The sequence below is a fragment of the Mesorhizobium sp. CO1-1-8 genome (assembly GCF_020164875.1).
In the GTDB taxonomy this organism is placed as follows: Bacteria; Pseudomonadota; Alphaproteobacteria; order Rhizobiales; family Rhizobiaceae; genus Mesorhizobium.
The window spans coordinates 70482-94381 of sequence record NZ_JAIUGZ010000017.1 but is presented as its reverse complement, the minus strand read 5'-3'; the positions used below and the strand labels follow the sequence as shown (position 1 = coordinate 94381).

The window sequence follows — 23900 nt, the reverse complement described above, 5'->3', positions numbered from 1 at the left end:
GTTCTCCTCTTTGGACCGGCTTGCCGCCGGCCCCTCGCTGCCTGGTTCTGGCAAGCTAATGCATGCGGGTGGCCCGGCAATGGCATTGCGTCCGGAAGGCTTGGCAATTCATCCAGACTCCCTGCGATCCACGGCCGTGGATCCGGCATCGCCTCAGCGGTTTTCGGAGGTGCCGTCGACGGTGCGCAGGTGGCTGGGCGCGATGCCTATGATGCGCTTGAACGCCCGGCTGAACGACCGAGGCCGGCAGGCCAGTCTTGGGCGAGGTGAAAACCATGCGGATTTTTCTAGCCTGGAATCACCAGTCCGTCACGGCCTCCATGCGTCAGCTCAGGGCAACGAACTCGGGTCAACGGGTTCCTTCGGAGCCTTCGCCGGCGCGTTGGCTGAGGGAGCATCAAACGAAAAACCCGCCTGTGCGGCGGGTCATTGGCGCAAATCAGCACCATAGGCAAATATGTACCTTATCTGAGGTCACCGAGTCAAGAAAAAATTCCTATCGCGAAGAGCTGCCGGCACAAAAAGTGCCAAGACCGCCGACCTGGCTGCTGCCTTTGTCAAGCTGAGTTCGGAACCCGTGCGTCAGCTGGCCTGGCGGATATCGGCCTGTTCCTCGGCCCGGAGGTGGCTGGGCGCCGAGCCGATGACGCGCTTGAAGGCGCGGCTGAAGGCGGCATCGGATTCATAGCCGAGACGCGCGGCAACGACGGAGATTTTCATCCGGTCGCGGACCAGCCATTGCCGCGCCTGATGCATTCTGACCTGGGTGACATATTTCGCAGGCGTTTCGCCGACGGTGGTGGCGAAGCGCTCGGCAAATCCCGATCGCGAGGCGCCCATCATCCTTGCCAGCGACTCGACCGTCCAGTCATGGTTCGGTTCAAGATGGATGGCGGCCAGCACGCGGCCGATTTCCGGGTCCCTGACGGCGGCGATCCAGCCGGACGCGTCGCCGCAGCCGCGCTCGACCCATGAGCGGATGACGGTGGCGGCCAGTACGTCGGCCAGCCGCGCCAGGATGCCGCCGGAGCCGACGCGCTCCATCGTCACCTCACGCGCCATCGATTCCAGCAGATGCGGAATGCCAGGCTCATAGGCTTCCAACTCATGCGTGCGCATCACATCCGGCATCATGCCGAGCAGGGGGTGCAAGCCATCGAGATTGAAGTACATGCTGCCGCAAAACAACAGGGTTCCCGGCCGGCAGCATTCCGACATGCCTTCGTTCGACGTGCAGTAGACGTCCTTGCAGACCTCCTCGACTTCGTAGCCGTGGATCGGCCAGGCCTGGGCGCCGGGCTCGCTGGCCAGCACGTGCGCCGCACCGCGCGGCAGCAGCACCGCGTCGCCTGCATTGAGTTCCACCCATTCGCCAGATGGCTGCTTCAGCCAGCAGCCTTTGCGGCCGATGAAATGAAACCGCGCCGCTGGGTGGGCCGGAAACTGAATGCCCCAGGGTTCCTTCAGTTCGAAGCGGCCGTATTCGACGCCATCGAGGCGCAAGCCACGCAAAATGTCGGTGAGCGGGTCGCCAGTGATTGGAATTTTGGACGAATGGTCAAGCATGATGGGATTTCTAGCATGGAAACTCCAGGCGGTCACTCCCTATGTTGCGTTGCAGCCAATGCTGCGCTGCAAAACAACTCGGAGACTGACCATGGCCGAACAGGCGACAGGCGTCATCGACGCCACACTTTTGAACCCTGTGGACTCCGACGAACGAACCGAGCCGGCCTGGGGCGCCGTTGTTTCGCTGGCACTTGGTGTTTTTGGCCTCGTCACCGCTGAATTTCTCCCCGCCAGCCTGCTGACGCCGATGGCGCGCGATCTCGGCGTCAGCGAAGGCGTGGCCGGACAGGCGGTGACGGCAACCGCGATTGTCGGAGCCATTGCCGCACCCACCATGGCCATCGTCACCAGGCGTATGGATCGCAGGCTGGTGATGTGGATGCTGACGGTATTCCTGATCCTGTCCAATCTCCTGGCCACCTTTGCCTCATCGCTGCCCGTGCTTCTGCTTGCCCGTGTCGTGCTCGGCGTAGCACTTGGCGGTTTCTGGGCGATGTCGGCGGCGATGGCGCTGCGGCTGGTGCCGATGCGGTTGATGCCGCGCGCCATGTCGATCATCCTGACCGGCGTTTCGCTGGCGACCGTCTGTGCAGCGCCGGTCGGCGCCTATGTTGGTGACATCTGGGGCTGGCGCACGGCATTCATGATTGCGACCGTCGTCGCCGCCCTGGCGCTGCTGGTGCAACTGGCCACCATTCCGAAATTGCCTCCCGTGGGTGTGGCAAGCTTCCGCACCTTGCTCGACGTGCTGAAGCGTCCGTCGATCAGGGTGGCGCTGCTGGTCGTGCTGCTGGTCGCTTCTGGACACTTTGCCGGCTTCACCTATGTCCGTCCCTTCCTCGAGAAGGTCCCCGTGCTCGACATCGAGACGATCTCTCTGGTGCTGCTCGCCTATGGCATTGGCGGTTTTTTCGGCAATGTCGCCGGCGGCATCCTCGCCGAGCGCAGCCTCAAAGCAGCCGTTGCGCTGGCGCCCTTGCTGATCGCACTGGCCGCCGCCTCGATGCTGGTTTTCGGGGCTTCGCCGACGATCGCCGCCGCCGCCGTCGCGGCCTGGGGCTTTGCTTTCGGTGCGGTGCCGGTCGGGCTGCAGAGCTGGCTGGTGCGGGCAGCCCCCGACCAGGCCGAAAGCGCCGGCGGACTGATGGTGGCGACGTTCCAGGTGGCGATCGCGCTCGGCGCCGTCTTCGGTGGCCTGCTGGTCGACCACACCGGCGTCGCCAGTGCCTTCGCCTATTGCGGCGCGGCGACATTGCTGGCGGCCATCGTTGTGTTCCTGCGCGGCCCGAAGCAGGCCGAGTAGCCTGGCCGCAATCAGGCTTTCCTGACACTGCGGGTCGGCCCGAGAACCATCACGGTTTTCGGGCCGGCGCCATTGTGATGGCAGCGACAAAGCGGTTCAGGCTGTCCTCGACAAAGGCGGCCACTTCGATTGCAGGGTCAAAGCTCCACCACAGCAACGAGCCTTGCCAATGGGATGCCATCAGCAGGCCGATGTCGCGTGGCGGGTTGGGCGTTTCAACAAAACAGGCTGCAAGAGCGTCGCACAGGAACGCCTTCCAGGCCGCACCGCGCGCCCTGAGCAGGGGGTCGCGCAGGTCCTCGCGCAGGACAAGCAGGCCTTCGGCATAGGATTCGATGCCGCCGTAATGTTGCGACAGCGCCACCAGCAGCGCGACCGCACCAGCGGGCGTTCTCGGGACGGCAGCTGCCAGGATCCTGGTGTGGTCGTCGAGACCGTCCCATGCGTGCAGCAAGGTGCGCTGTTTAAGCTGCGCCTTGTTCTTGAAGCGCTGCACCAGCGTTGCACCGGAGAGACCACAAGCCTTTGCCAGACGCTCGAAGGTGAGTGCTTCAGGACCATGCTCGTGGATCAACCGGTGCGCGGTCTCCAGCACCTGCTCGTCGGACTGGGTTTTTGGCCGGGTCATCTTGACATCCTGATATAACCGAATGATCATTTATATACGATGTAAGCAGCGCAGGCTAGCCCGTGCTTGGTCGATGAAACCGTTTTTGGGAGAGTTCAATGACGTTGCAAGGGAAAGTTGCCCTGGTCGCAGGCGGGACGCGCGGCGCCGGTCGAGGCATAGCGGTCGAACTTGGCGCTGCCGGCGCCACGGTCTACGTCACTGGGCGCAGCACCCGCGCCTGGCAATCCGAATATGCCCGGCCCGAAACCATCGAGGAAACAGCGGAACTGGTCTCGGCGAACGGAGGCAAGGGCATCGCCGTGCAAGTCGATCATCTCGTGGCCGAAGATGTGCACGGACTGGTTGAGCGCATCCGCACCGAACAGGGCCGGCTCGACATACTGGTCAACGACATCTGGGGTGGCGAAAAGCTGTTCGAGTGGAACAAGCCGGTCTGGGACCACAATCTGGACAATGGCCTGCGCATGCTTCGGCTCGGCATCGATACGCATCTGATCACCGCACACCATGCGTTGCCGCTGCTGATCGAACGTCCGGGCGGGCTGCTGGTCGAAGTCACCGACGGCACGGCCGAATACAATGCCGATCACTACCGGCTGTCACCCTTCTACGATCTTGCCAAGGTCGCGGTGACGCGGATGGCATGGGCGCATGCCAAGGATCTGGCAAAACACGACGCAACGTCCGTGTCGCTGACGCCCGGCTGGCTGCGTTCGGAGATGATGCTGGAAGCCTTTGGCGTGAGCGAGGACAATTGGCGCGACGCCACCGCCGCGGTGCCGCATTTCGTCATTTCCGAGACGCCACGCTTCGTCGGGCGCGCCGTTGCGGCTTTGGCGGCGGATCCGGATCGCTTGCGCTGGAGCGGGCAGTCGCTGTCCAGCGGCGGGCTGGCGCAGGTCTACGGCTTTACCGACCTCGACGGTTCACGGCCCGACGCCTGGCGTTATGTTCCGGAGGTCCAGGACGCCGGCAAGCCCGCCGATGCGACGGGCTATCGATAGGTATTTGGTTCCTCCGCAATTCCGGACGGAAAACCGCCGCGCATTTTCCTGGAACTGCCTCAGGCCGACCGCCCGTCGAAATCGAAAACCGACAGGGTCGAGGGGTCGAGATCGGCCACGCAGTTGATGTTGATGTAGGCGCTGCGTTCACGGCCTTCGCGGACATCCTCCGCAAAGGGATGGATGCCGCAGGCCCGGCAGAACCGGTGCGCGATGGCATGATTGCCGAATGTGTAGATGCCCAAATCATCGCCCCACGCCAGAACCCGCAAGGTCTGATGCGGAATGGCACACAACAAGGTGCCCTTGCGCGAGCAGATCGAGCAATTGCACCTGATGGCGCTGGTCAGTTCGGCCTTGAATTCGAAGGCGACCTTGCCGCAGTGGCAGCTGCCTTTGTAGAGCATCGGATTTTCCTCGCATTAGACAGGGTGCAAAACCGCCTGCGCCAGGTTAAGTCTCGGCAATCCACGCCCCAAGGACGTTCAAGACGTCTGGAGTCCGACACCGAAATGCAGTCCGTCCGCGATCATTTGGAAACCATTCTCGCGCGCCTCGCTGCGCGTGCAGGCGAAGAGCGCGTGTTCACGAAGCTCTATGCCGAAGCAGCACGGGCCGCGGCTGATGCCAGCGATGCCCGCAGCCAAGCCGGTGTGACGCTAGGGCCGCTTGACGGCACCATCGTCTCGATCAAGGATCTGTTCGATGTCGCCGGCGAACCAACCACGGCCGGGTCGCTGATGCGCAAGACCGCGGCATACGCCCAACGCGACGCGGCCATCGTCAGCCGGCTGCGGCAGGCCGGCGCGGTCACTATCGGCAAGACCAACATGACCGAATTCGCCTTCACCGCGATCGGCGACAACCAGCATTTCGGCACGCCTGGCAATGCTGTGGACGCCAGCCGCATTCCGGGCGGTTCTTCCTCGGGCGCCGGCGTTTCCGTCGGCGAGGCGACAAGCGAAATATCGATCGGTTCCGACACTGGCGGTTCGATACGCATTCCGGCTTCACTCAACGGTGTCGTCGGCTTCAAGCCGACAGCGCGACGCGTGCCGCTCGCCGGTGCGTTCCCGCTGTCCGCCACGCTGGACTCGATCGGTCCGCTTGCCCGAACCGTGGCCCAATGTGCCGCCGCCGACGCCGTGATGGCCGGTGAAGTGCCGACCGCGCTGGCGCCGGTTGGCATTGCAGAGCTTCGCGTAGGCGTTCCGCGCGGCGTCCTTTTCGAAGAGACGGAAGACGAGGTGGCGACCGCATTCGGCCTCTGCCTTGGCAAGATAGAGCAGGCAGGCGCGCGGATCGCGGATCTGTCGATCGACGATCTGCTTGCCGATTTGCGCGCTACCACCAAGCGTGGCTCGATCGCTGCCATGGAAGGGGCCGAAGTGCATGCCGACTGGCTGGCGACAGGAGCTTCGGTGCCCGTCGACCCGCACGTCAGCGGACCTTTGTCGCGGGCGGCAATGCTGCCGACGCCTGTCTACATCAGGGCAATGCGCCGGCGCACAGCGCTCGTTGCCGCCATGGACGAGCGGCTGGCATCGGTCGATGTGCTGGCCTTGCCGACCACACCGGTGACGGCGCCGACCATAGTCTCGATGGCTGACGACGCCGAGTTGCGTGACCGCACCGAAGGCCTGTTGCTGCGCAACACGCAGGTTGCCAACCAGTTCGACCTCTGCGCGATTTCGCTGCCGATGCCAGGCACGACGCTGCCTGCCGGATTGATGCTGGTGGCGCGCAACGGGCATGACCGGCGCCTGCTGCGGATTGCTGCTGAAATAGAGCAGCTGCTTGGCGCGTGACCAGGATTGACCTGACTATCAGTGCGACGAACAGTGCTTGCGTTCGCTGTCTTTTGCGGTGCGTACGATGCGGGTCGCGACCAGCCAGGGCAGATTGTACTCCTTGCCGGTGATCGTCTGGGTGCGGTGCTCGATAGAGCCCCTGACGACGATCTTGCCGGCATAAAGCGCGGCGGAAAGATCGGTCATCGCCTTGCCGGCCTGCGGCAATCCGCTGGGGTCGATCGACACGCCCTTGATGATCGCCCCGGTGGCAAGGTCGAGTGCGCTGTTCGACGGGCAGGGCGCCTTGAAGCAGCGCAGCCCGTTGTCGCAATAGACATAGCTGCTCTCGGCCGCGAATGACGGCACGGCGCTGAGCGAACAAACGACGGCTACCAGGGATGCGAGGCGTGGATCGGACATGGCTCTCAACGTCGCGGAGAATTGGGGGGAACCGCGATGTGTCACAGGCTCTCCGGAAACCGCCGCCGATAGTGATCGACCACTTCTGGATTGCGCAGATTGACCGGCAGCTTGCCCGCCAGCACCAGCAAGGCTTCACCCGCCGCGCCGACCCCCATGCGCATCATCGATTCCTCGGTGATCCCCGCCATGTGCGGCGTGATGATGACATTGTCGAAGCCGAAATAGGGATGGTTCGACGGCAGCGGCTGCGTGGCAAAAACGTCGAGCGCGGCGCCGCCGATACGGCGTTTCTGCAACGCCTCGATCAGCGCGTCGTCATCGATGACCGGCCCGCGCGACACGTTGATCAGCAGCGCATGAGGCTTCATGCGGGCGATCCGCTCACGGTTGATCAGGCCGCGCGTTTCCGGCGTCAGCGGGCAGCACAGAACGATGATGTCGCTTTGCTCGACGAGAGCGTCGATCGACAGGAAACCGACCTTGTCCGGCGCCGGCTGCATGCTGCGCGTCGTTGCCACCACCTTCAGGTCGAAGCCGTGCGCGGCGATATGGCCGACCGCCTGGCCGACGGCGCCAAGGCCGACGATGCCGATCGTCTTGCCGGCAAGCTCGATGTTGGAATTGGCATGCTCGCGGCCGGCGAGCCAGCCTTTGGTGCGCAGGTCTCGGTCGACGACGCGGAAGTTACGCAGCAAAGCGAGCGCCACGAACATGACGTGCTCGGCAACCGAGCGGGCATTGACCGCCGGAACATTGGCCACCAGCACGCCGGCGGCCGTCGCTGCTTCCATCGGGATCATGTCGAGCCCGGCGCCATGACGGATTGCCGCCCTCAGTTGCGTCGCACTGTCGAAAAGCTGTGGTGGCAGCGGCGCGCGCACGATGACGATGTCGGCATTCCTCGCCTCGGCGGCCAGCGTGGCCGGATCGATGGCGGAGGCGACGACGAGTTCTCCCGCGCCGGCCAGCATGGCCGAGGCGCGCGGGTGCAGGGCGTGGGTCGTGAGGATACGGGCCATGTCGATCAAGCTTTTTCGAGCGCCGGGTTTTGAGGTTCCTCGCCATGGCCCTCGATCAGGCCTTTCCAGTAGCTCTCAGCCCCTTGCAGATGGGCACTCATCAGCGCCTGGGCGAGATTGCCATCGCGGCGCAGCAGCGCCTCATAGATCTGGATATGCTCGGCATGCGAGCGCACGTTGCGCTCGGGGTCGTTGAAATAGATCGGCAGGCGCTGCTCGCCCATCATGTAGTAGACGCTGCAGACATTGTGGAAGACGCTGTTCTTGGTGGCGCGCACGATTTCGAGGTGGAATTCGCGGTCTTCCCTGGCAAGCCCTTCGCCGGCGGCGATGCGCTCTTCCGAAGCCTTGAGGATTTCACGCAGCCGCTCGAAATTCTCCTCTGTGGCACGCGAACAGGCAAGTTCGGCCGCCTTGATCTCGTGGATCTTGCGCAGTTCGACCGTCTCGTAGATCTGGATCGGGTCGAGCGGCAGGCCCGCGCGGGCGAACAGCGCCATGGCCTCCACGCTGGCCTGCTTGGTGTCGATGTAGATGCCGGACTTGGCCCGGCGCTCAACGATGCGCATGGCCTCCAGGATGGCCAGCGCCTCGCGGATCTGGCCGCGGCTGACGGCGAAATGCTCCGCCAGTTCGCGTTCCGAAGGCGTTCGGCCACTCTCCTTGTCCGAATGGGAGAACAGGTAGGCGGCGAGTTCCGCGAGGAGGTTCTTTTCTTTCATCGTCAACCGCGTTGCGCGTGCGCCTCCAGGAACCGCTCCGAAATGGTGAATCCCAGCCCCGGTTTTTCCGGGATCGCTATCATACCGTCCCTGGCTTCGACAGTCTCTTCGACCAGATCATGGATCATCGGGTTGGCGCCGAGCGAATATTCGACGGTAAAACTCGACGGCGAGGCGGCGCAGACATGCAAGCCTGCGAAAAAACAGGGCGCGCCGGCCCACAAATGCGGTGCAAAGCGCAGATTGAAGGCGCTGGCGATGGTGCCGATCTTCATCGCTTCGCTGATGCCGCCGCAGAAAGCGGGATCGGGCTGGAAGATGTCGGCGGCTTTGAGCGCGGCGAGGTCGCGGAAGGCGTAGCGTGTCGCCTCGCTTTCGCCGGTGGCGATCGGGACGACGCCGGATGCCCGCACTTCGGCCATGCCCGGCTTGTCGTCGGCGATAACAGGCTCCTCGAACCACGCCAGATCAAGGTCGTTGACGAGGTGGATGAAGCGTTTTGCTTCCGCCACCGTATAGGTGCCGTGCGCGTCGACCATCAGTTCGACATCGGGGCCGAGCGCCTGCCGTGCGGCCCGCACGCGGGCGGCGGAAATGTGCGCCGCGCCGTCCATGGCGCCAACCCGCATCTTCAGTGCCTTGAAACCGCCCTTGGCGATATAGGATTTCAACTGCTCGCCGATGGCGTCGGCGGCCGCCCAGCCGCCGGACGCGTAAGCCGGCATGCGATCGAGCTTGCGGCCGCCGAGTAGCCGCCAGACAGGAACGCCAAGCGATTTGCCAAGAATGTCCCACAGCGCGATGTCGACGGCGCTGATCGCCGCGATGCTCATGCCGCGCCGCGCCAGCTGCGGCATGGCGTGGCCGCTGCGCGCTGCGCTGTCGTAGCGCACGCCATTGTAGAGCATCTCCCATATGACGCCGATGTCGGCCGGATCGCGGCCGACCAGCTGCGGCCCGACCTCATGGTTCAGCATGTGGACGAGTGCGCCGTAGCTGCCGGCACTGCCGGCGGCGTTCTTGCCTTCGCCCCAGCCGACCAGCCCGTCATCGGTCTCGATGCGCAGGATGGCGGCGTCGAAGGTCGTCACCTGACCGAAGTCGCTGCGGTGCTGCCGAGCGGCTTCGATCGGAACGCGGATCCACCAGGCTTGGACGGACTTGATACGCATATTCTTCCCCAGCCCTGCCGCCGGTCAGGGCGGAAGGGCGAATTTCCCTGAGGCAGTCGACTACTTGATCAGCGGCAGCAACGTCTCGGCGTTGATGCGCATCTGGTCGGTGTAGAATTTCTCGGTGAGCACACTGGAGCCGTGGTCCTGGATGAACTTCAGCTGTTCTGGTGAGATGTCGACCGGATTGCGCTCGACCATGTCGGGATAGGGTGCGGCCGGTGTCCGGTCGACGGGCGCGACGAACTCATTGGTAAGCGCGCCGTCGTAGCCGATCTCACGCAAGGTGGCGACGATCTTCGGCCAGTCGATCTGGCCGAGGCCGGCAGCAAACCGGTTGTTGTCGGCGACATGGAAGTCGAACAGGCGCTTTCCGGCCTGCCGGATCGCGTCATAGACGTTAAATTCTTCCATGTGGATGTGATAAGCGTCGAGGCACACGCCGCATTCGGGGCTGACCGCGTCGGCCAAAGCCAGCGCCTGGGCACCGCGATTGAACAGATAGGTCTCGAAGCGGTTAAGCGGCTCGACGGCGATCTTGACGCCGACCTTCTTGGCGTGCGTGAAGCATTCGCGGGTGGCGTCGACGACCCACTTCCATTCCTCTTCCTCGGTCCCGTCAGGCACCACCTTGCCGACGGTCGCCGGAACCAGGGTGATGATCTCGCCATCGAGTTCGCTGACCATGGTCAGCACGTCCTTGACATACTGAACGGAACGCTCGCGCTGGCCCTGGTTCCTGGCGGCAAGGTTGCGCTCGCCCAGCATCAGGGTCACCGCGCCCCAGCAGCGAATACCATGCTCCTTCAGCAGCGCCCGGGTCTCCTTGGTCTTGTACTGCTCGGGCTCGCCGGAAATCTCGATCGACTCATAGCCGAATTTCTTGATGCGCTTGAGCGTCGTTTCCAAGGGTTCCGCGCGCATCCAGTTGTGCGTCGAAAGATGCATGGTCTGTCCTTCCCAATTCGTCTCTATGGTTCGCCTGCGACATGCATCGCCAAAAGGCGACACAAAGGTTCCTCCCCAAGGCGTTCCCAGCCTTTTCTCGCAAACTGGTTCGACCAATTGGGCCTGAAGCGAGGTCTACAGCAAATTCTTCAGATCGGCAAGAAGCGCTGAGGCGCAACTTTTACTGTGGATTATTTCCTTGATTATATTGAGATATATATGCCTGCGCCAAGTGGTTTTGGGGTCATGATACCGCATTGCACGGCTTGACCAGATTTCCATATTTGGTAATACCAGAATGACGGTGCGAGCAAGCACCCGTTGAGAAAAGACCAAAGTGGCTGGCCCTGTTTCCAATCGGCGCTATGCTCGGTCGCGAGAGAAATGAGGGAGGATGCCGATGCCGACGACAATGAAGGGCCCCGGGCTGTTTCTGGCGCAGTTCGCGGGCGACGCCGCGCCGTTCAACTCACTGGCGGCGATCACCAAATGGGCGGCCGGTCTCGGCTACAAGGGCGTGCAGATCCCGACCTGGGACGCGCGGCTGTTCGACCTCAAGAAGGCGGCCTCTTCCAAGGCTTATTGCGACGAGGTGAAAGGCATCTGCGCTGACGCCGGCGTCGAGATTACCGAACTGTCGACGCATCTGCAGGGGCAACTGGTGGCGGTGCATCCGGCCTATGATGCGCAGTTCGACGGCTTTGCGCCGGCTTCGGTGCACAACAATCCAAAGGCGCGGCAAAAATGGGCGGTCGAACAGATGGAGTTCGGCGCCAAGGCGTCGAAGAACCTTGGCCTCAAGGCCTCGGTCAGCTTCTCCGGAGCGCTGGCCTTTCCTTACCTCTACCCCTGGCCGCAGCGGCCGGCCGGGCTGATCGAGGAAGCGTTCGCTGAGCTCGGCAAGCGCTGGAAGCCGATCCTCGATGTCTATGAGGATAATGGCGTCGATATAGGCTACGAGATTCATCCCGGCGAAGACGTGTTCGACGGCGCCACCTTCGAGATGTTCCTCGATGCGGTCGGCGGCCACAAGCGCTGCAACATCAATTACGATCCGTCGCATTTCCTGCTGCAGCAGCTCGACTATCTCGAATTCATCGACATCTATCACGAGCGCATCAAGGCGTTTCACGTCAAGGACGCCGAGTTCAACCCGACCGGCCGGCAAGGCGTCTATTCCGGCTATCAGAGCTGGACCAACCGCGCCGGGCGCTTCCGTTCGCTGGGCGATGGACAGGTGGATTTCGGCGGCATCTTCTCCAAGCTGACGCAGTACAATTATGATTCCTGGGCGGTGCTGGAGTGGGAGTGCTGCCTGAAGCATCCGGAAGATGGTGCGGCGGAAGGCGCGCCTTTCATCGAGCACCACATCATCCGCGTGACCGAAAAGGCATTCGACGATTTCGCCGGTGGCGCCACCGACAAGAAGTTGCTGCGCGCCATGATGGGAATCTAGCTCGACTTTCCCTCCCCCTCGCGGGGAGGGTGGCCCGAAGGGCCGGGAGGGGTCGGTTCATGCCGAGCTCTGCCACAACGACCCCACCCGATCCGCTGCGCGGATCGACCTCCCCTCAAGGGAGGTGAGCAACAGCGAGGAGCAAGACATGGTCGGCGCATCGAACTCGGAAACGGGAGGCGGCCCGATCCGCTACGGCATGGTCGGCGGCGGGCAAGGCGCCTTCATCGGCGCGGTGCACCGGATCGCGGCGCGCATGGACAATGATTTCGTGCTGGTTGCCGGCGCTTTGTCAGCCGACCCGGACCGTGCCAAGGCGTCGGCCGCCGAACTCGGGCTCGACCCCGCACGCAGCTATGCATCCTATGCCGAGATGGCTAAGGCCGAGGCGAAGCGCCCCGACGGCATCGAGGCGGTGGCCATCGTCACGCCCAACAATGTCCATGTGCCTGCGGCTAAAGCTTTCCTCGAGGCCGGCATCCACGTCATCTGCGACAAGCCGCTGGCGACGACGCTCGCCGAGGCGAAAAAGCTTGCGGCGATTGTCGAGAAGACCGGCAAGGTGTTCGTGCTGACGCACAACTACACCGCCTATCCGATGGTCCGGCAAGCACGTGAAATGGTCGCCAAGGGTGTGCTCGGCGACATCCGCATCGTGCAGTCCGAATATCCGCAGGACTGGTTGACCGAGGATTTGGCGGCGACAGGCCAGAAGCAGGCGGCCTGGCGCTCCGACCCCAAGCAGGCAGGTGCCGGCGGCGCGCTGGGCGATATCGGCACGCATGCCTACAACCTCGCCCGCTTCGTCTCGGGGCTGGAACTGGACTCCCTGTCGGCCGATCTCGACGCCTTCGTGCCGGGCCGGCTTCTCGATGACAACGTCAACGTCATGCTGCGCTTCAAGCCGGCCGGCAAGACGCACCCGGCCAAGGGCATGATCTGGGCAAGCCAGGTGGCCCCCGGCCATGAGAACGGCCTGAAGCTGCGCATCTATGGCTCGAAAGGCGGGCTGGAATGGGTGCAGGCCGACCCGAACTATCTCTGGTACACGCCGTTCGGCCAGCCGAAGCAATTGATCACCCGCAACGGCGCCGGTGCGCTGCCGGTGGCGGGCCGTGTCAGCCGCGTGCCGTCAGGCCATCCCGAGGGCTATCTGGAAGGTTTCGCCAACATCTACCAGGAGGCCGCGCGCGCCATCCGGGCGGCACGCCGCAAGGGCGGCAAGCCGGCCAAGGATGTCGTCTTCCCGACCATTCACGACGGCGTCGAAGGCATGGCCTTCATCGAGGCTTGTGTGAAGTCGTCGAAGAAGAATGGAGCCTGGACGAAGCTCTGACCAAGGGTGCTGATATTCAGGTGATGCCGGCCTGCAAATGGCAGCTTCCTGCGCTTCCGGTGCTCACGTACCAAAAGTACGCTCCGCTCCGGTTCTCGGAACCAGCCATTTTCGACTCGGCCTGACCTGAATCTCAACACCTTGGGGCAACAACAGGGAACTGGGAGGGGGCGTCGATGAAAATCGGCATGTGCATGTTCTTGTGGACGACGGCGGTGTCGAGGAAACACGAGCCGTTGCTGCGCGACATCAAGGCGACCGGCTTCGATGGCGTCGAGATACCGATCTTCGCCGGCACGCCGGACGACTATAAAAAACTCGGCGAACTGCTCGACCGGATCGGGCTGGAGCGGACCGCGGTTTCAGCCATGGGCGATCCGGCGATGAACCTGATCTCGGCCGACGCGGCGACGCGCAAGGCTGGTGTTGGCTACATGAAATGGGCGATCGACTGCGCCAATGCGCTTGGCGCCAGCACGCTGAGCGGCCCGCTGCATTCGACGCTCGGCGCGTTTTCCGGCGCTGGGCCGACAGCCGCCGAGAAAAAGCGCTCGGTCGCCTCGCAACGCGCCATCGGCGACCATGCCGGCAACAAGGGCGTCACAATCGGGCTTGAGGCGCTGAACCGCTTCGAATGCTACCTGCTCAACACGATGGCGGATTTGTCGGAGCATATCGACGCCATCGACCGGCCGCATATCAAGGCGATGTATGACACCTTCCATGCCAATATCGAGGAGGCCGATCCGATCGGCGCCTATACGAAACACCGCCGGAATGTCGTGCATATCCATATTTCGGAGAATGACCGCGGCGTGCCGGGGCGCGGCAACATCCCCTGGGCCGAAACGTTTTCCGCCATTCGCAAGAGCGGCTATGACGACTGGCTGACGATCGAAGCGTTCGGGCGTTCGCTCAAGGATTTGGCGGCGGCGACCAAGGTGTGGCGCGATTTTTCCGAAACGCCGGAGGCGGTGTATCGGGAAGGCTACAAGCATATCCAGAACGGGTGGAAGAAGGCGGCTTAGGCGCCTGCGCATGGCCCATTTTCTCTTTGCGTTCGCGGCGGTTGCCAGCTGGCTCCCCCACTCCGTCTCGGCTTCGCCGAGACGGAGTGGGGGTCGGCCCTTTGGCGCCGGGCGAGACGATGCTTGCGCTTCTGCGTCACAAGGCTACCCCTGCTCGGCCTGGATCCTGTTGTAGTCGTGGATGGTCCGGCTCAGCCGGCGGCGCAGGAAATTGGAGATGTTGTCGAAGATGAAGACAACGGCCAGGATCAGCAGCACCATGTAGAAGACGTTGGCCCAGTTGGAGTTGGTGCGCATCGCTTCCCACAATTTCAGGCCGATGCCGCCGGCGCCGACCGCGCCGATGATGGTGGCGCCGCGAGTGTTGGATTCCCACTGGTAGAGCGTCTGGCTGATGAACACCGGTACCACTTCCGGCAGCACGCCGTAGCGCTGCACCAAGAGGCCGTTGGCTCCGGTCGAGGTAATACCCTCGCGCGGTTTGTCGTCGATGTTCTCCAGCGCCTCGGAATAGGTTTTGCCGAGCGTGCCGATCTCGGTGAAGAAGATCGCTGCACTGCCCGCTAGCGGTCCCGGCCCGAAGGCACGGGTGAAGAACAGCGCCCAGATCAGCATGTCGATGGAGCGCATGAAGTCGAAGAAACGCTTGAGCACCTGGTTGACCAGCCGGCTGGGCGTGATGTTGCGGGCGGCGAAGAAGGCGAGCGGGAAGGCGACGATGCCGCCAAGCATGGTGCCGAGAAAGGCCATGACGATGGTCTGCAAGAGTTTCGTCCAGACATCGCCATGCTGCCACTGGGCGTTGTTCCAGATGTTGTCGCCGGCCAGCGCCAGATTGGAGGTGCCCGGTTTCAGTTCCGGTCCCGAGACGATCAGCGAGGCGACTTCGCTTGCCGACTTGCCGAAGAAAGGCGAGCGCGTGTCGAAGACGAAGTTTGCCCAGCCGAGAAAACGCTTGCGTACCCTGACGCGGTCAACGGCGACGCGGGCCTCGCCGGCAAAGCCCATGTCGGCGACGACCTCATCCTCATGCGCGGTGATCCAGCCGGGAACCGGCCCCGAGATCAGCGGCTTGCCGGTGCCAAGTGCGACCGCAACAGTCTCACCATTGGCAATTATCGTCGCCTGCGTCTTGGTGAAGGTGATCGACTTGGCGGTGCCGTCGATAAGGACCGTCACCGAGCCATCGGCACTGGTCTTGACCCAGTCCGGATCTGGGTTCGGGCCGAGCACCGAGAAGCGTGGATATTTGGCTGATATCTGCGGTTCGTCGAGGCGGAAGATCGGCTGCACGTCGTAGCTGATCCACTGGGTCAGAAACAGCGGCAGCCGCTCCCAGTGCGATTCCCGCATGACCTGTGGCAGGTTGAAGAACCACAGGGCATAGAGCAGGTAGAGAAAGATGCCGCCAAGCAGCATCAGCGGCCCGAAGCGCTTGTGGAACGGCCGCTGGAAAACCTGCGGGAAGCGCTCTTCGATCGACTGGATTTGATCGGCGGTCAAGGCAGCCATGGTCAAGCCCCCATTACGAAAGCCTGCTCGCCGACCAGCTTGCGGCGCAGCCAGGCGGAGAACTGGTCGACGATGAAGATCGTCGTGAACAGGAGCAGCACGAGGGCTATCGTCTTGGCGCCGAAGCCACGCGAGATCGACAGCTTCAACTCCTCGCCGATGCCGCCGCCGCCGACCGCGCCCATGATGGTGGAAATGCGGACATTTATCTCAACACGCAGCAGTGTGTAGGACATGAAGTTGGGCAGCACCTGCGGCAGGCCGGCGAAGCGCACCCGCTCGAACCAGTTGGCGCCGACGGCCCTCAGGCCCTCTTCGGCGCGCATGTCGATGTTCTCGTTGATCTCGTAAAAGAGCTTGCCCAGTGCGCCGATCGAATGCAGGCCGATGGCGATGATGGCGGCGATCGGCCCGATAGAGACGATGGCCGCAAACAGGCCGGCGATGACGATCTCGGGAAAGGCGCGCAGCAGTTCCATGAAGCGCTTCACGATCAGCCGCAACACCGGATGCGGCGTCAGGTTGCGCGCGGCGATGAAGGAGAACGGCACGGCGAAGACGAAGCCGATGAAGGTCGAAACCAGCGCCACGTTGAGCGTGGTCAGCATCAATTCGAAATATTCGGGGACGTAGAAGCTGCCCCAGACATAGGAGCGGCCAAGCGGAAAGTTGAATTCCTGGGTGCCGGTGTCATGCGGGGAAGCGATGTCGAACATCGCCCGCCAGACATCGTTCCAGTCCTTGGGGACGAGCCAGCTCAGGAAGTCCAGCAAATGCGGCAACCGGTCGAAGAAATGCCCGGCATTGGCCTCGTCGGCGAACCACATGGTGCTGCCGAGTGCGATGATGAGCAGGCCGACACCGATGGCGGTGTAGAGCCGGCGCAAGGACGTCTGGCGACGCCATGCGTCGGCCATCTTGTGAGTGGCGCCGGAGGGGGCTGTCTCGGAAAGGGTCATGATCGGACATGCAAGAAGGGGGGGGTCTTCTCGCCGCCCCCCTTCTTGATTTCGCCGTTAGCCGCCAATGGCTGCCTTACGGGCTTCGACGATGACGTTGTAGAAGTCTGCCTTGACCGGGACGTAGCCGGTAAAGTCGCCGCCTTCGACGCCTTCGAAGCAAGCCTTGTCCTTCTTCGGCAACTGCGTGAAGAAGTCGGCCAGCTTGGCGGTCATGTCGTCGCCGAGCGCGGTGCGCACGACCAGCGGGCCGTTCGGGATCAGGCCCGAGCGCCAGACTTCGACGAAGTCGTTGGGGTCGACGGCGCCCTTGGCGACTTCCTTGTGGAAGGTGCCGGAGGTGTAGCCGTCCTTGAAGTCGCCAATGCCGGAGGAATCGTCCACCGCCACGTCGACCTTGCCGTCACGCACGGCCAGAACGTTGTTCTCGTGGCCGCCATTGAACTGGGTCGAGGCGAAGAAGGTCTCGTTCGAAGCGCCGGTGTCCTTCGGGATCTGGGTCAATGGGATCAGATAGCCGGAGGTCGAATCCGGATCGGCGTAGCCGAGTTTCTTGCCCTTGGCCGACTTGATATCGGTGATGCCGGAGGATTTCAGCGCCAGGCCGATCGAATAATAGCCGGTGGCGCCGTCGGTCTGCTGGGTGGTGAGGATCGGGGTGACCGCCTTCGGGTCCTTGAGAGCGATGCTGGCGTAGCCGGAAGCGCCGAGTTCGGCGAAGTCGAGCGTGCCGCCAAGCAGGCCCTGGATGACGCCGTCATAGTCGGCGGCGGGGAACAGCGAAACCTTTTCAAAGCCGAATTCGGCCTTCAGATGGTCGGCGAGGCACTGGTAGTTGCGCAGCCGGTCGGTTTCGTTTTCGCCGCCGAGAATGCCGACGCGAAATTCCTTCATGTCGGCGGCATGGGCCATGCTGGTCGCCATGGCGAGCACCGAAACGGCGCCGAAAACCATCTTCCTGAACATCTGTAATCTCTCCTGTAGGTTCCGGCCCCGCGCCGGCAGCGTTCTTGAGTTTGACTGGTGCCCTTGACGCGGGCTGGCGATCCCAACCGCTCTCAGTACCCCGGGAAAGCGGGTTCGAGCGGTCCGGCGGATGCGGCGATCTTTGGCCTGAAGGCAACGCTGGTCGAGGTGATGGCCTCGGAGATTTCCTGGCCATTGCTGTCGGCGCCATAGACGAGACGCACGGCCTCGCGGTTGAGCTCTTCGGGCGGGCCGTCGAAGACGACCTTGCCGGCGGCCATGCCGATGATGCGGTTGCAATAGGTGCGGGCGGTATCCAGCGTGTGCAGATTGGTGACGACCGTGATGCCTTCGCGCAGATTGATGTCCTGCAGCGAATCCATCACCACCTTGGCGTTGAGCGGGTCGAGCGAGGCGATCGGCTCGTCGGCGAGGATCACTCTGGGCTGCTGCATCATGGCACGGGCAATGGCGACGCGCTGTTGCTGGCCGCCCGACAAGGTGCCCGCGGGCTGCAGCGCGGTGCGGGCGATGTCGAGCCGCTCAAGGGCCGCGACCGCTTCAGCGCATTCGGCGCGGGAAAACATGCCGAACAGGTTGGTGATGGTCGAGCGGTGGTTCAGTTTGCCGAGCAGCACATTGGTCAGCACGTCGAGGCGCGGCACCAGGTTGAACTGCTGGAAGATCATGGCGCAGTCACGCTGCCAGCGCCGCAGCGGCGAGCCGCGCAACTGGGAAACCTCGGCGCCGTCAAAAAAAATCGATCCCTGGCTGGGATCGATGAGACGGTTGATCATGCGCAGAAGGGTTGATTTGCCGGCGCCCGAACGGCCGATAATGCCAACCATCTGACCCTGCGGGATGGCGATGTTGATGTCGCTGACGGCAGTGTTCTTGCCAAATCGTCGGGTGACACCGCGGATTTCGAGCGTGGCGGAATTTGCTGGCATGGGGGCAGGTTCCAGTCCGGACCATTGATCGTCAGGCATTCGCCTAGCGCAGCCACATGAACCTGCCGTGTCGCGTTGATGTCAGTTTTGTTACGCTCCACAGGCCGGAGTCTGCGGCCGGCCCAGGACCAGCAGTCGAAGGTGACGTGGAACGCAGGCCTGGCGAACTGGTGCCGGTGGCAAGACGGCGCCACTTCATGCGCACATACTCGTCCGTCGCGCGCTGCCAATGGCGAGGCCGTCCTTCAGGCGTTCCAGACAAGCGCTGTCATGGCGTCGATGCTGGTGTCGAGAGGCACATCATCCGGATAGTAGGGGCCGGGGTGGCTTGTGATAATGCCCCGCTGCCCAGCGTCAGTGACGGCCATTCCTTGACGTTTGCTATCCGCCATATTTCTCCAGGAACGCCTCGGCCTCAAGCTCGCGGAAATCGTCCAGCGAAGCGCGCAGCCTTGCATGGTCCCAATCCCACCAGGCGAGCGCCTGGTAGCGTTCGGCCGTACGGCGGTCGAAGCGCTCGCGGATCGGCTTTGCCGGCACGCCGGCGACGATGGTGTAGGGCGCGACATCCTTCGAGACGACAGCACCGGCGCCGACCGCGGCGCCATCGCCGACGGTGACGCCGGGCAGTATGGTCGAGCCATGGCCGAGCCAGGTGTCGTGGCCGATGGTGACCCGCTTGGCGCGGCGCTGGGCGAAGAACTCGCTCTCGTGTTCGGCGTCGTCCCAATAGTCCGAGGCGCGATAGGTGAAATGGTGCAGCGTCGGCCGCCAGGTCGGGTGATTGGTGGCGTTGATGCGCACGCTGGCCGCGATGTTGGCAAACTTGCCGATCGTCGCGCACCAGACCGAGCAGTCCTGCATCATGTAGGAATAGTCGCCAAGCTCGCTTTCCGACACCCGGCTGCGGTCGGCGATCTCGGTCCAGCGGCCGAGCATGGAGTTCTGCACCTCTGCCGTCGGGTGGACCAGCGGCGTCTCGGACAATTTCCTCGTCATGCGGCGATTTTTCCGGGAGCGAAAGCGGTGACGTCGATGATGCGGTCGGCAACCGCCTCGCGCACGTCGTGGTCATGGAAGATGCCGAGCAGGGCGACACCAGCCGCCTTCTTGGCAGCGATGAGTTCGATCACGACATCGCGGTTCCTGGCATCGAGCGAGGCGGTCGGCTCGTCGAGCAGCAGGATCGGATGCTCGGTGATGAAGCCGCGTGCGATGTTGACGCGCTGCTGCTCGCCGCCGGAGAAGGTCGCAGGCGGCAAAGCCCAGAGTTTCTCCGGCAGGTTGAGCTGCGCCAGCAAGGCGCGTGCCTTGCCGCGGGCAAGCTCGCGATCCTCGCCGCGCTCGACCAGCGGCTCGGCGACGACATCGAGCGCTGAGACGCGCGGCACCGTGCGCAGGAACTGGCTGACATAGCCGATCGTTTGCCGGCGCACAGCAAGCACGGTGCGCGGGCTGGCGGTGGCGAGGTCGATCAGCCCGTCATCATGCGTGACGATGATCTGGCCTTCGTCAACGGCGTAGTTGCCGTACAGCATCTTCAGGATCGAGCTCTTGCCGGCGCCGGACGGGCCGCCGAGCACGGTGCACTCGCCGGCCCTGATCGAGAACGAGACACCGGCGATAACAGGCAGTTTGATGCCGTCGCGTAGATGCATGGTGAAGCTCTTGGCGACGTCGGAGACAACGAGGGGCGTCGGCATCAGAAGGTTCTCCAATCGTCGGTCGTTTGTGGGCCAGTACCCTCCTCTGCCTTGCCAGGCATCTCCCCCTCAAGGGGGGAGATTGGCAGCGTCACTGTCGCTGCCTTTATGCGGCGGTGGGGAGTGGCGAAGCCGAGGACGTTAGCCAATCTCCCCCCTTGAGGGGGAGATGGCCGGCAGGCCAGAGGGGGGTGCCTTGGCGCCATCGTCACACCTGCAGAATCGAGGAAACAAGCAATTGCGTGTAAGGCGCGCGCGGGTCGTCGAGCACGCGATCGGTGAGACCGCTTTCGACGACGCGGCCGTCCTTCATCACCATCATGCGCTGCGACAAAAGCCGCGCCACGGCAAGGTCGTGGGTGACGACGATGGCTGCGAGGCCGAGATCGGTGACCAGCCCGCGCAGAAGATCGAGCAGGCGCGCTTGCACCGAGACGTCGAGGCCGCCGGTCGGTTCGTCCATGAACACCAGACGCGGGCCGGTGACGAGGTTGCGGGCAATCTGCAGGCGCTGGCGCATGCCTCCGGAAAAGGCGCGCGGCTCGTCGTCGATGCGGTCCTCGTCGATCTCGACGCGCGACAGCCAGTCGACGGCGGTGGCGCGGATCTTGCCGTAGTGACGGTCGCCGACCGCCATCAGCCTCTCGCCGACATTGGCGCCGGCCGACACCGTCATGCGGAGGCCGTCGGCGGGGTTCTGATGGACAAATCCCCAGTCGGTGCGCATCAGGAAGCGGCGCTCGGCCTCGCTCATACGGTAGAGTTCGCGGAACTGGCCGTCGCGCATGCGGTAGCTGGCGGTGCCGGAACTGGGCAGCAGCCGGGTCGACAGGCAGTTGAGCAATGTCGTCTTGCCGGAGCCGGACTCGCCGACGACTGCCAGGACTTCGCCCGGCCACAGGTCGAAGGAGACATTGTCGCAGCCGACGCGCGAGCCGTAGAATTTGGACAGCGCCGAGACGCGCAGCAGCGGTTCGTCGGTCATCGGGCCGGCTCCATGTTTCCTGGGGCAAGAGGGGTTTCCGGGGCGAGATGGCCGCGATGGCCGTCCGCCCGCCGCTTCTCGCAATGGTCCGTGTCGGAACAGACGAACATGTGGCCGCCATGGTCGTCGAGGATGACCTCGTCGAGATAGACATTCTCAGCCGCACACAGCGCGCAGGGCTGGTCGAAGGTTTGCACCTCGAACGGATGGTCCTCGAAGTCGAGGCTGACCACTTCGGTGAAGGGCGGCACCGCATAGATGCGCTTTTCGCGGCCGGCGCCAAACAATTGCAAAGCCGGCGAGCGGTGCATCTTGGGATTGTCGAATTTCGGCGTCGGCGATGGGTCCATCACATAGCGGCCCTCGACCTTGACCGGATAGGCATAGGTGGTGGCGATGCGGCCGTGCTTGGCGATGTCCTCGTAGAGCTTCACATGCATGAGGCCGTATTCTTCCAGCGCATGCATTTTTCGGGTTTCGGTCTCGCGCGGTTCGAGGAAGCGCAGCGGCTCGGGGATCGGCACCTGGTAGACCAGCACCTGGCCTGCGGTCAGCGGATGCTCGGGAATGCGGTGGCGGGTCTGGATGATGGTGGCGCTGGCAGTGTCGGTCGTCACCGCGACGTTGGCGACCTTCTTGAAGAAGGCACGGATCGACACCGCGTTGGTGGTGTCGTCGGCGCCCTGGTCGATGACCTTCAGCACATCGTCGGGACCGACGATCGAAGCGGTGACCTGGACGCCGCCGGTGCCCCAGCCATAGGGCATCGGCATTTCGCGCGAGGCGAACGGCACCTGGTAGCCGGGGATGGCGATGCCCTTGAGGATCGCCCGGCGGATCATCCTTTTGGTCTGCTCGTCGAGATAGGCGAAGTTGTAGGTGGCGATGTCGGTCATGGTGAGACTTCCAGTCCCTTGGCATAGCGCGCCAGCCGTTCATTGAGCGTGCCGGTGTGCAGTTCGAACATGTGGTTGTCTTCGTCGTAGAAATAGATCGAGCGGCCTTCACCCTCGACGCGCGGACGCGGTGGGCGCATGTCGAGGCCGAGCCTGCCGACGCGCTCGGCATAACGGTCGAAATCGGCGTCATCGATCTTGAAGGCGATGTGGTTGTAGCTGCGCTCCGGCAAGGGCTTGCCCTCCATGATCGCGACCCAGATGTCGCCGATCAGGAAGAATTTTTCGCGTGACAGCGAGAATTGCCTGGCGTCGCTGGCATAGACCTCGCGCGCGTCGAATACGCCCTCGAGGATCTTGGTCGTCCGCTCGAGATCGCGGACGATGAAGGTCATGTGGGACAGGCCTTCGATCATTCCGCAGCCTCCCGCTTCTCGTCGACCTTCACGGGGTTTTGGCGCGCGTCGTATTCGGCGCGCATGTGGCGCACGAGATCGAGTTCGGCCTGGAAGTCGACATAGTGCGGCAGCTTCAGATGTTCGACAAAGCCGGTCGCCTGGACATTGTCGGAATGCGAGATGACGAACTCCTCGTCCTGGGCCGCGGCGACGACATCCTCGCCGAGCTCCTTCGCGCGCAGCGCCCGGTCGCAGAGCGCCATGGCCATCGCCTTGCGCTCGCTCTGGCCGAAGACGAGGCCGTAGCCGCGGGTGAATTGCGGCGGCGCCTTGGCCGAGCCTTTGAACTGGTTGACCATCTGGCACTCGGTGACCCGTACGGTGCCGAGCGGCACCGCGAAGGGCAGCTCGGGCACGTCGAGCTCCAGCTCGACCTCGCCGATGCGGATCTCGCCGACGAAGGGATGGTTGCGGGCATAGCCGCGCTGCGTGGAATAGCCGAGCGCCAGCAGAAAACCTTCATCGCCGCGCGACAGCGCCTGCAGGCGGATGTCGCGCGCCATCGGGAATTCCAGCGGCTCGCGGGTGATGTCGCCGGGAACATGGTCCTGCGGCATGTCGCCGTCCGGTTCGATCAAGCCTTCGCGGGCGAGGATCGCCGAGACGCGCGGCATGGCTTGCGCTTCGCTCTCGCGCAGCAAGGGCTCGGCGACTTCGGCGCCGGCGGCAAGCTCGGGATCAAGAAGCCGGTGGGTGTAGTCGAAGGTAGGTCCGAGCAGCTGGCCGCCGGGCAGATCCTTATAGGTCGCCGATACGCGCCGCTCGACCAGCATGTTGGCGGTGTCGATGGGCTTGGAGTAGCCGAAGCGCGGCAGCGTGGTGCGATAAGCGCGCACCAGGAAGATCGCCTCGATCATGTCGCCGCGCGCCTGGACGATGGCGAGCGCGGCCAGTTCACGGTCGTAGAGCGAGCCTTCGCTCATCACCCGGTCGACGCCGAGCGCCAGCTGCTCGACGATCTGGTCGAGGCGAAGCGCCGGCACCGAACGGTCGCCGCGCCGGCGGTCGGCAAGCAGGCTGTGGGCGTTGGCGATGGCCGCTTCGCCACCTTTTACCGCGACATACAT

25 protein-coding genes are annotated in these 23900 nt (G+C 63.6%); 6 read left to right on the top strand and 19 right to left on the bottom strand.

Features of this window, described 5'->3' with window-relative positions:
• Positions 1–582: 582 nt before the first annotated feature.
• Entirely contained in the window at positions 583–1566 is a 984-nt protein-coding gene (locus LB558_RS27235) for an AraC family transcriptional regulator (protein ID WP_224700371.1), read from the bottom strand.
• Between the two features lie 91 nt (positions 1567–1657).
• Here LB558_RS27235 and LB558_RS27230 point away from each other — a divergent pair, with 91 nt between their 5' ends.
• Entirely contained in the window at positions 1658–2872 is a 1215-nt protein-coding gene (locus tag LB558_RS27230) for an MFS transporter (protein ID WP_224700370.1), read from the top strand.
• A 49-nt stretch (positions 2873–2921) separates the two neighbouring features.
• Here the strand turns inward: LB558_RS27230 and LB558_RS27225 are convergent, their stop codons facing one another.
• Positions 2922–3500, bottom strand: coding sequence for a TetR/AcrR family transcriptional regulator (locus LB558_RS27225; protein WP_224700369.1), 579 nt, complete (start codon positions 3498–3500; stop codon positions 2922–2924).
• A gap of 98 nt (positions 3501–3598) precedes the next feature.
• On the opposite strand from LB558_RS27225, the gene LB558_RS27220 reads away from it, so the two are divergent.
• Entirely contained in the window at positions 3599–4507 is a 909-nt protein-coding gene (locus LB558_RS27220) for an SDR family oxidoreductase (RefSeq protein ID WP_224700368.1), read from the top strand.
• A gap of 59 nt (positions 4508–4566) precedes the next feature.
• Here LB558_RS27220 and LB558_RS27215 read toward each other — a convergent pair whose 3' ends face one another.
• A complete protein-coding gene (locus LB558_RS27215) occupies positions 4567–4914 on the bottom strand; it encodes a GFA family protein (protein WP_224700367.1) in 348 nt (115 codons plus the stop codon).
• Positions 4915–5019: 105 nt separating this feature from the next.
• Between LB558_RS27215 and LB558_RS27210 the strand changes: the two genes are divergently transcribed.
• Positions 5020–6315 (top strand): amidase, encoded by a 1296-nt coding sequence (locus LB558_RS27210; protein ID WP_224700366.1) that lies wholly within the window; start codon positions 5020–5022, stop codon positions 6313–6315.
• Positions 6316–6333: 18 nt separating this feature from the next.
• Here LB558_RS27210 and LB558_RS27205 read toward each other — a convergent pair whose 3' ends face one another.
• Genes LB558_RS27205 through LB558_RS27185 form a run of 5 tightly spaced genes read right to left on the bottom strand, consistent with a single transcriptional unit; the run spans position 6334 to position 10584 of the window.
• Positions 6334–6720 carry a hypothetical protein gene (locus LB558_RS27205; RefSeq protein ID WP_224700365.1) on the bottom strand — a complete coding sequence of 129 codons (387 nt, stop codon included), beginning with the start codon at positions 6718–6720 and terminating at the stop codon, positions 6334–6336.
• 41 nt (positions 6721–6761) lie between these two features.
• Complete coding sequence (locus LB558_RS27200) at positions 6762–7742, bottom strand: hydroxyacid dehydrogenase (protein ID WP_224700364.1); 981 nt, start codon at positions 7740–7742, stop codon at positions 6762–6764.
• Between the two features lie 5 nt (positions 7743–7747).
• A complete protein-coding gene (locus tag LB558_RS27195; protein ID WP_224700363.1) occupies positions 7748–8464 on the bottom strand; it encodes a FadR/GntR family transcriptional regulator in 717 nt (238 codons plus the stop codon).
• Positions 8465–8466: 2 nt separating this feature from the next.
• A complete protein-coding gene (locus tag LB558_RS27190) occupies positions 8467–9636 on the bottom strand; it encodes a mandelate racemase/muconate lactonizing enzyme family protein (protein ID WP_224700362.1) in 1170 nt (389 codons plus the stop codon).
• Between the two features lie 60 nt (positions 9637–9696).
• Entirely contained in the window at positions 9697–10584 is an 888-nt protein-coding gene (locus LB558_RS27185; RefSeq protein ID WP_023812461.1) for a sugar phosphate isomerase/epimerase family protein, read from the bottom strand.
• Between the two features lie 400 nt (positions 10585–10984).
• Here LB558_RS27185 and LB558_RS27180 point away from each other — a divergent pair, with 400 nt between their 5' ends.
• From LB558_RS27180 to LB558_RS27170, 3 genes are all read left to right on the top strand, one after another.
• On the top strand, positions 10985–12040 hold the full coding sequence (locus tag LB558_RS27180; protein WP_224700361.1) for a sugar phosphate isomerase/epimerase family protein: 1056 nt from the start codon (positions 10985–10987) through the stop codon (positions 12038–12040).
• Positions 12041–12188: 148 nt separating this feature from the next.
• Positions 12189–13376, top strand: a complete 1188-nt coding sequence (locus LB558_RS27175) for a Gfo/Idh/MocA family protein (protein ID WP_224700360.1) — start codon at positions 12189–12191, stop codon at positions 13374–13376.
• A gap of 176 nt (positions 13377–13552) precedes the next feature.
• Positions 13553–14404, top strand: a complete 852-nt coding sequence (locus LB558_RS27170) for a sugar phosphate isomerase/epimerase family protein (protein WP_224700359.1) — start codon at positions 13553–13555, stop codon at positions 14402–14404.
• A 144-nt stretch (positions 14405–14548) separates the two neighbouring features.
• Here the strand turns inward: LB558_RS27170 and phnE (LB558_RS27165) are convergent, their stop codons facing one another.
• The 11 genes from phnE (LB558_RS27165) to LB558_RS27120 form a co-directional block, all read right to left on the bottom strand.
• Positions 14549–15916 (bottom strand): phosphonate ABC transporter, permease protein PhnE, encoded by a 1368-nt coding sequence (gene phnE / locus LB558_RS27165; protein WP_224700358.1) that lies wholly within the window; start codon positions 15914–15916, stop codon positions 14549–14551.
• Positions 15917–15918: 2 nt separating this feature from the next.
• Positions 15919–16875, bottom strand: a complete 957-nt coding sequence (phnE, locus tag LB558_RS27160) for a phosphonate ABC transporter, permease protein PhnE (RefSeq protein ID WP_224700357.1) — start codon at positions 16873–16875, stop codon at positions 15919–15921.
• A gap of 57 nt (positions 16876–16932) precedes the next feature.
• A complete protein-coding gene (gene phnD, locus LB558_RS27155) occupies positions 16933–17841 on the bottom strand; it encodes a phosphonate ABC transporter substrate-binding protein (RefSeq protein WP_224700356.1) in 909 nt (302 codons plus the stop codon).
• Positions 17842–17933: 92 nt separating this feature from the next.
• Positions 17934–18791 carry a phosphonate ABC transporter ATP-binding protein gene (phnC, locus tag LB558_RS27150; protein ID WP_224700355.1) on the bottom strand — a complete coding sequence of 286 codons (858 nt, stop codon included), beginning with the start codon at positions 18789–18791 and terminating at the stop codon, positions 17934–17936.
• A gap of 245 nt (positions 18792–19036) precedes the next feature.
• Positions 19037–19159: a hypothetical protein gene (locus tag LB558_RS32970; protein ID WP_263495427.1), complete on the bottom strand. Its 123-nt coding sequence runs from the start codon at positions 19157–19159 to the stop codon at positions 19037–19039.
• Between the two features lie 13 nt (positions 19160–19172).
• Complete coding sequence (locus LB558_RS27145) at positions 19173–19790, bottom strand: DapH/DapD/GlmU-related protein (protein ID WP_224700354.1); 618 nt, start codon at positions 19788–19790, stop codon at positions 19173–19175.
• Positions 19787–20494: a phosphonate C-P lyase system protein PhnL gene (gene phnL, locus LB558_RS27140; RefSeq protein WP_224700353.1), complete on the bottom strand. Its 708-nt coding sequence runs from the start codon at positions 20492–20494 to the stop codon at positions 19787–19789. The genes LB558_RS27145 and phnL overlap by 4 nt, the downstream gene beginning before the upstream one ends.
• 208 nt (positions 20495–20702) lie before the next feature.
• Positions 20703–21479, bottom strand: coding sequence for a phosphonate C-P lyase system protein PhnK (gene phnK / locus LB558_RS27135; RefSeq protein ID WP_023760811.1), 777 nt, complete (start codon positions 21477–21479; stop codon positions 20703–20705).
• Positions 21476–22375, bottom strand: a complete 900-nt coding sequence (locus LB558_RS27130) for an alpha-D-ribose 1-methylphosphonate 5-phosphate C-P-lyase PhnJ (RefSeq protein WP_224700352.1) — start codon at positions 22373–22375, stop codon at positions 21476–21478. The genes phnK and LB558_RS27130 overlap by 4 nt, the downstream gene beginning before the upstream one ends.
• A complete protein-coding gene (fosX, locus tag LB558_RS27125) occupies positions 22372–22791 on the bottom strand; it encodes a FosX/FosE/FosI family fosfomycin resistance hydrolase (RefSeq protein ID WP_224700351.1) in 420 nt (139 codons plus the stop codon). The genes LB558_RS27130 and fosX overlap by 4 nt, the downstream gene beginning before the upstream one ends.
• Positions 22788–23900, bottom strand: a complete 1113-nt coding sequence (locus LB558_RS27120; RefSeq protein WP_224700350.1) for a carbon-phosphorus lyase complex subunit PhnI — start codon at positions 23898–23900, stop codon at positions 22788–22790. Before LB558_RS27120 ends, fosX begins: the two co-directional genes overlap by 4 nt.

Excerpts from the sequence above, each read along its gene's own strand:
- LB558_RS27235 (WP_224700371.1), bottom strand. The coding sequence starts at position 1,566 with ATGCTTGACCATTCGTCCAAAATTCCAATCACTGGCGACCCGCTCACC.
- LB558_RS27230 (WP_224700370.1), top strand. The coding sequence starts at position 1,658 with ATGGCCGAACAGGCGACAGGCGTCATCGACGCCACACTTTTGAACCCT.
- LB558_RS27225 (WP_224700369.1), bottom strand. The coding sequence starts at position 3,500 with ATGACCCGGCCAAAAACCCAGTCCGACGAGCAGGTGCTGGAGACCGCG.
- LB558_RS27220 (WP_224700368.1), top strand. The coding sequence starts at position 3,599 with ATGACGTTGCAAGGGAAAGTTGCCCTGGTCGCAGGCGGGACGCGCGGC.
- LB558_RS27215 (WP_224700367.1), bottom strand. The coding sequence starts at position 4,914 with ATGCTCTACAAAGGCAGCTGCCACTGCGGCAAGGTCGCCTTCGAATTC.
- LB558_RS27210 (WP_224700366.1), top strand. The coding sequence starts at position 5,020 with ATGCAGTCCGTCCGCGATCATTTGGAAACCATTCTCGCGCGCCTCGCT.
- LB558_RS27205 (WP_224700365.1), bottom strand. The coding sequence starts at position 6,720 with ATGTCCGATCCACGCCTCGCATCCCTGGTAGCCGTCGTTTGTTCGCTC.
- LB558_RS27200 (WP_224700364.1), bottom strand. The coding sequence starts at position 7,742 with ATGGCCCGTATCCTCACGACCCACGCCCTGCACCCGCGCGCCTCGGCC.
- LB558_RS27195 (WP_224700363.1), bottom strand. The coding sequence starts at position 8,464 with ATGAAAGAAAAGAACCTCCTCGCGGAACTCGCCGCCTACCTGTTCTCC.
- LB558_RS27190 (WP_224700362.1), bottom strand. The coding sequence starts at position 9,636 with ATGCGTATCAAGTCCGTCCAAGCCTGGTGGATCCGCGTTCCGATCGAA.
- LB558_RS27185 (WP_023812461.1), bottom strand. The coding sequence starts at position 10,584 with ATGCATCTTTCGACGCACAACTGGATGCGCGCGGAACCCTTGGAAACG.
- LB558_RS27180 (WP_224700361.1), top strand. The coding sequence starts at position 10,985 with ATGCCGACGACAATGAAGGGCCCCGGGCTGTTTCTGGCGCAGTTCGCG.
- LB558_RS27175 (WP_224700360.1), top strand. The coding sequence starts at position 12,189 with ATGGTCGGCGCATCGAACTCGGAAACGGGAGGCGGCCCGATCCGCTAC.
- LB558_RS27170 (WP_224700359.1), top strand. The coding sequence starts at position 13,553 with ATGAAAATCGGCATGTGCATGTTCTTGTGGACGACGGCGGTGTCGAGG.
- phnE (WP_224700358.1), bottom strand. The coding sequence starts at position 15,916 with ATGGCTGCCTTGACCGCCGATCAAATCCAGTCGATCGAAGAGCGCTTC.
- phnE (WP_224700357.1), bottom strand. The coding sequence starts at position 16,875 with ATGACCCTTTCCGAGACAGCCCCCTCCGGCGCCACTCACAAGATGGCC.
- phnD (WP_224700356.1), bottom strand. The coding sequence starts at position 17,841 with ATGTTCAGGAAGATGGTTTTCGGCGCCGTTTCGGTGCTCGCCATGGCG.
- phnC (WP_224700355.1), bottom strand. The coding sequence starts at position 18,791 with ATGCCAGCAAATTCCGCCACGCTCGAAATCCGCGGTGTCACCCGACGA.
- LB558_RS32970 (WP_263495427.1), bottom strand. The coding sequence starts at position 19,159 with ATGGCCGTCACTGACGCTGGGCAGCGGGGCATTATCACAAGCCACCCC.
- LB558_RS27145 (WP_224700354.1), bottom strand. The coding sequence starts at position 19,790 with ATGACGAGGAAATTGTCCGAGACGCCGCTGGTCCACCCGACGGCAGAG.
- phnL (WP_224700353.1), bottom strand. The coding sequence starts at position 20,494 with ATGCCGACGCCCCTCGTTGTCTCCGACGTCGCCAAGAGCTTCACCATG.
- phnK (WP_023760811.1), bottom strand. The coding sequence starts at position 21,479 with ATGACCGACGAACCGCTGCTGCGCGTCTCGGCGCTGTCCAAATTCTAC.
- LB558_RS27130 (WP_224700352.1), bottom strand. The coding sequence starts at position 22,375 with ATGACCGACATCGCCACCTACAACTTCGCCTATCTCGACGAGCAGACC.
- fosX (WP_224700351.1), bottom strand. The coding sequence starts at position 22,791 with ATGATCGAAGGCCTGTCCCACATGACCTTCATCGTCCGCGATCTCGAG.
- LB558_RS27120 (WP_224700350.1), bottom strand. The coding sequence starts at position 23,900 with ATGTATGTCGCGGTAAAAGGTGGCGAAGCGGCCATCGCCAACGCCCAC.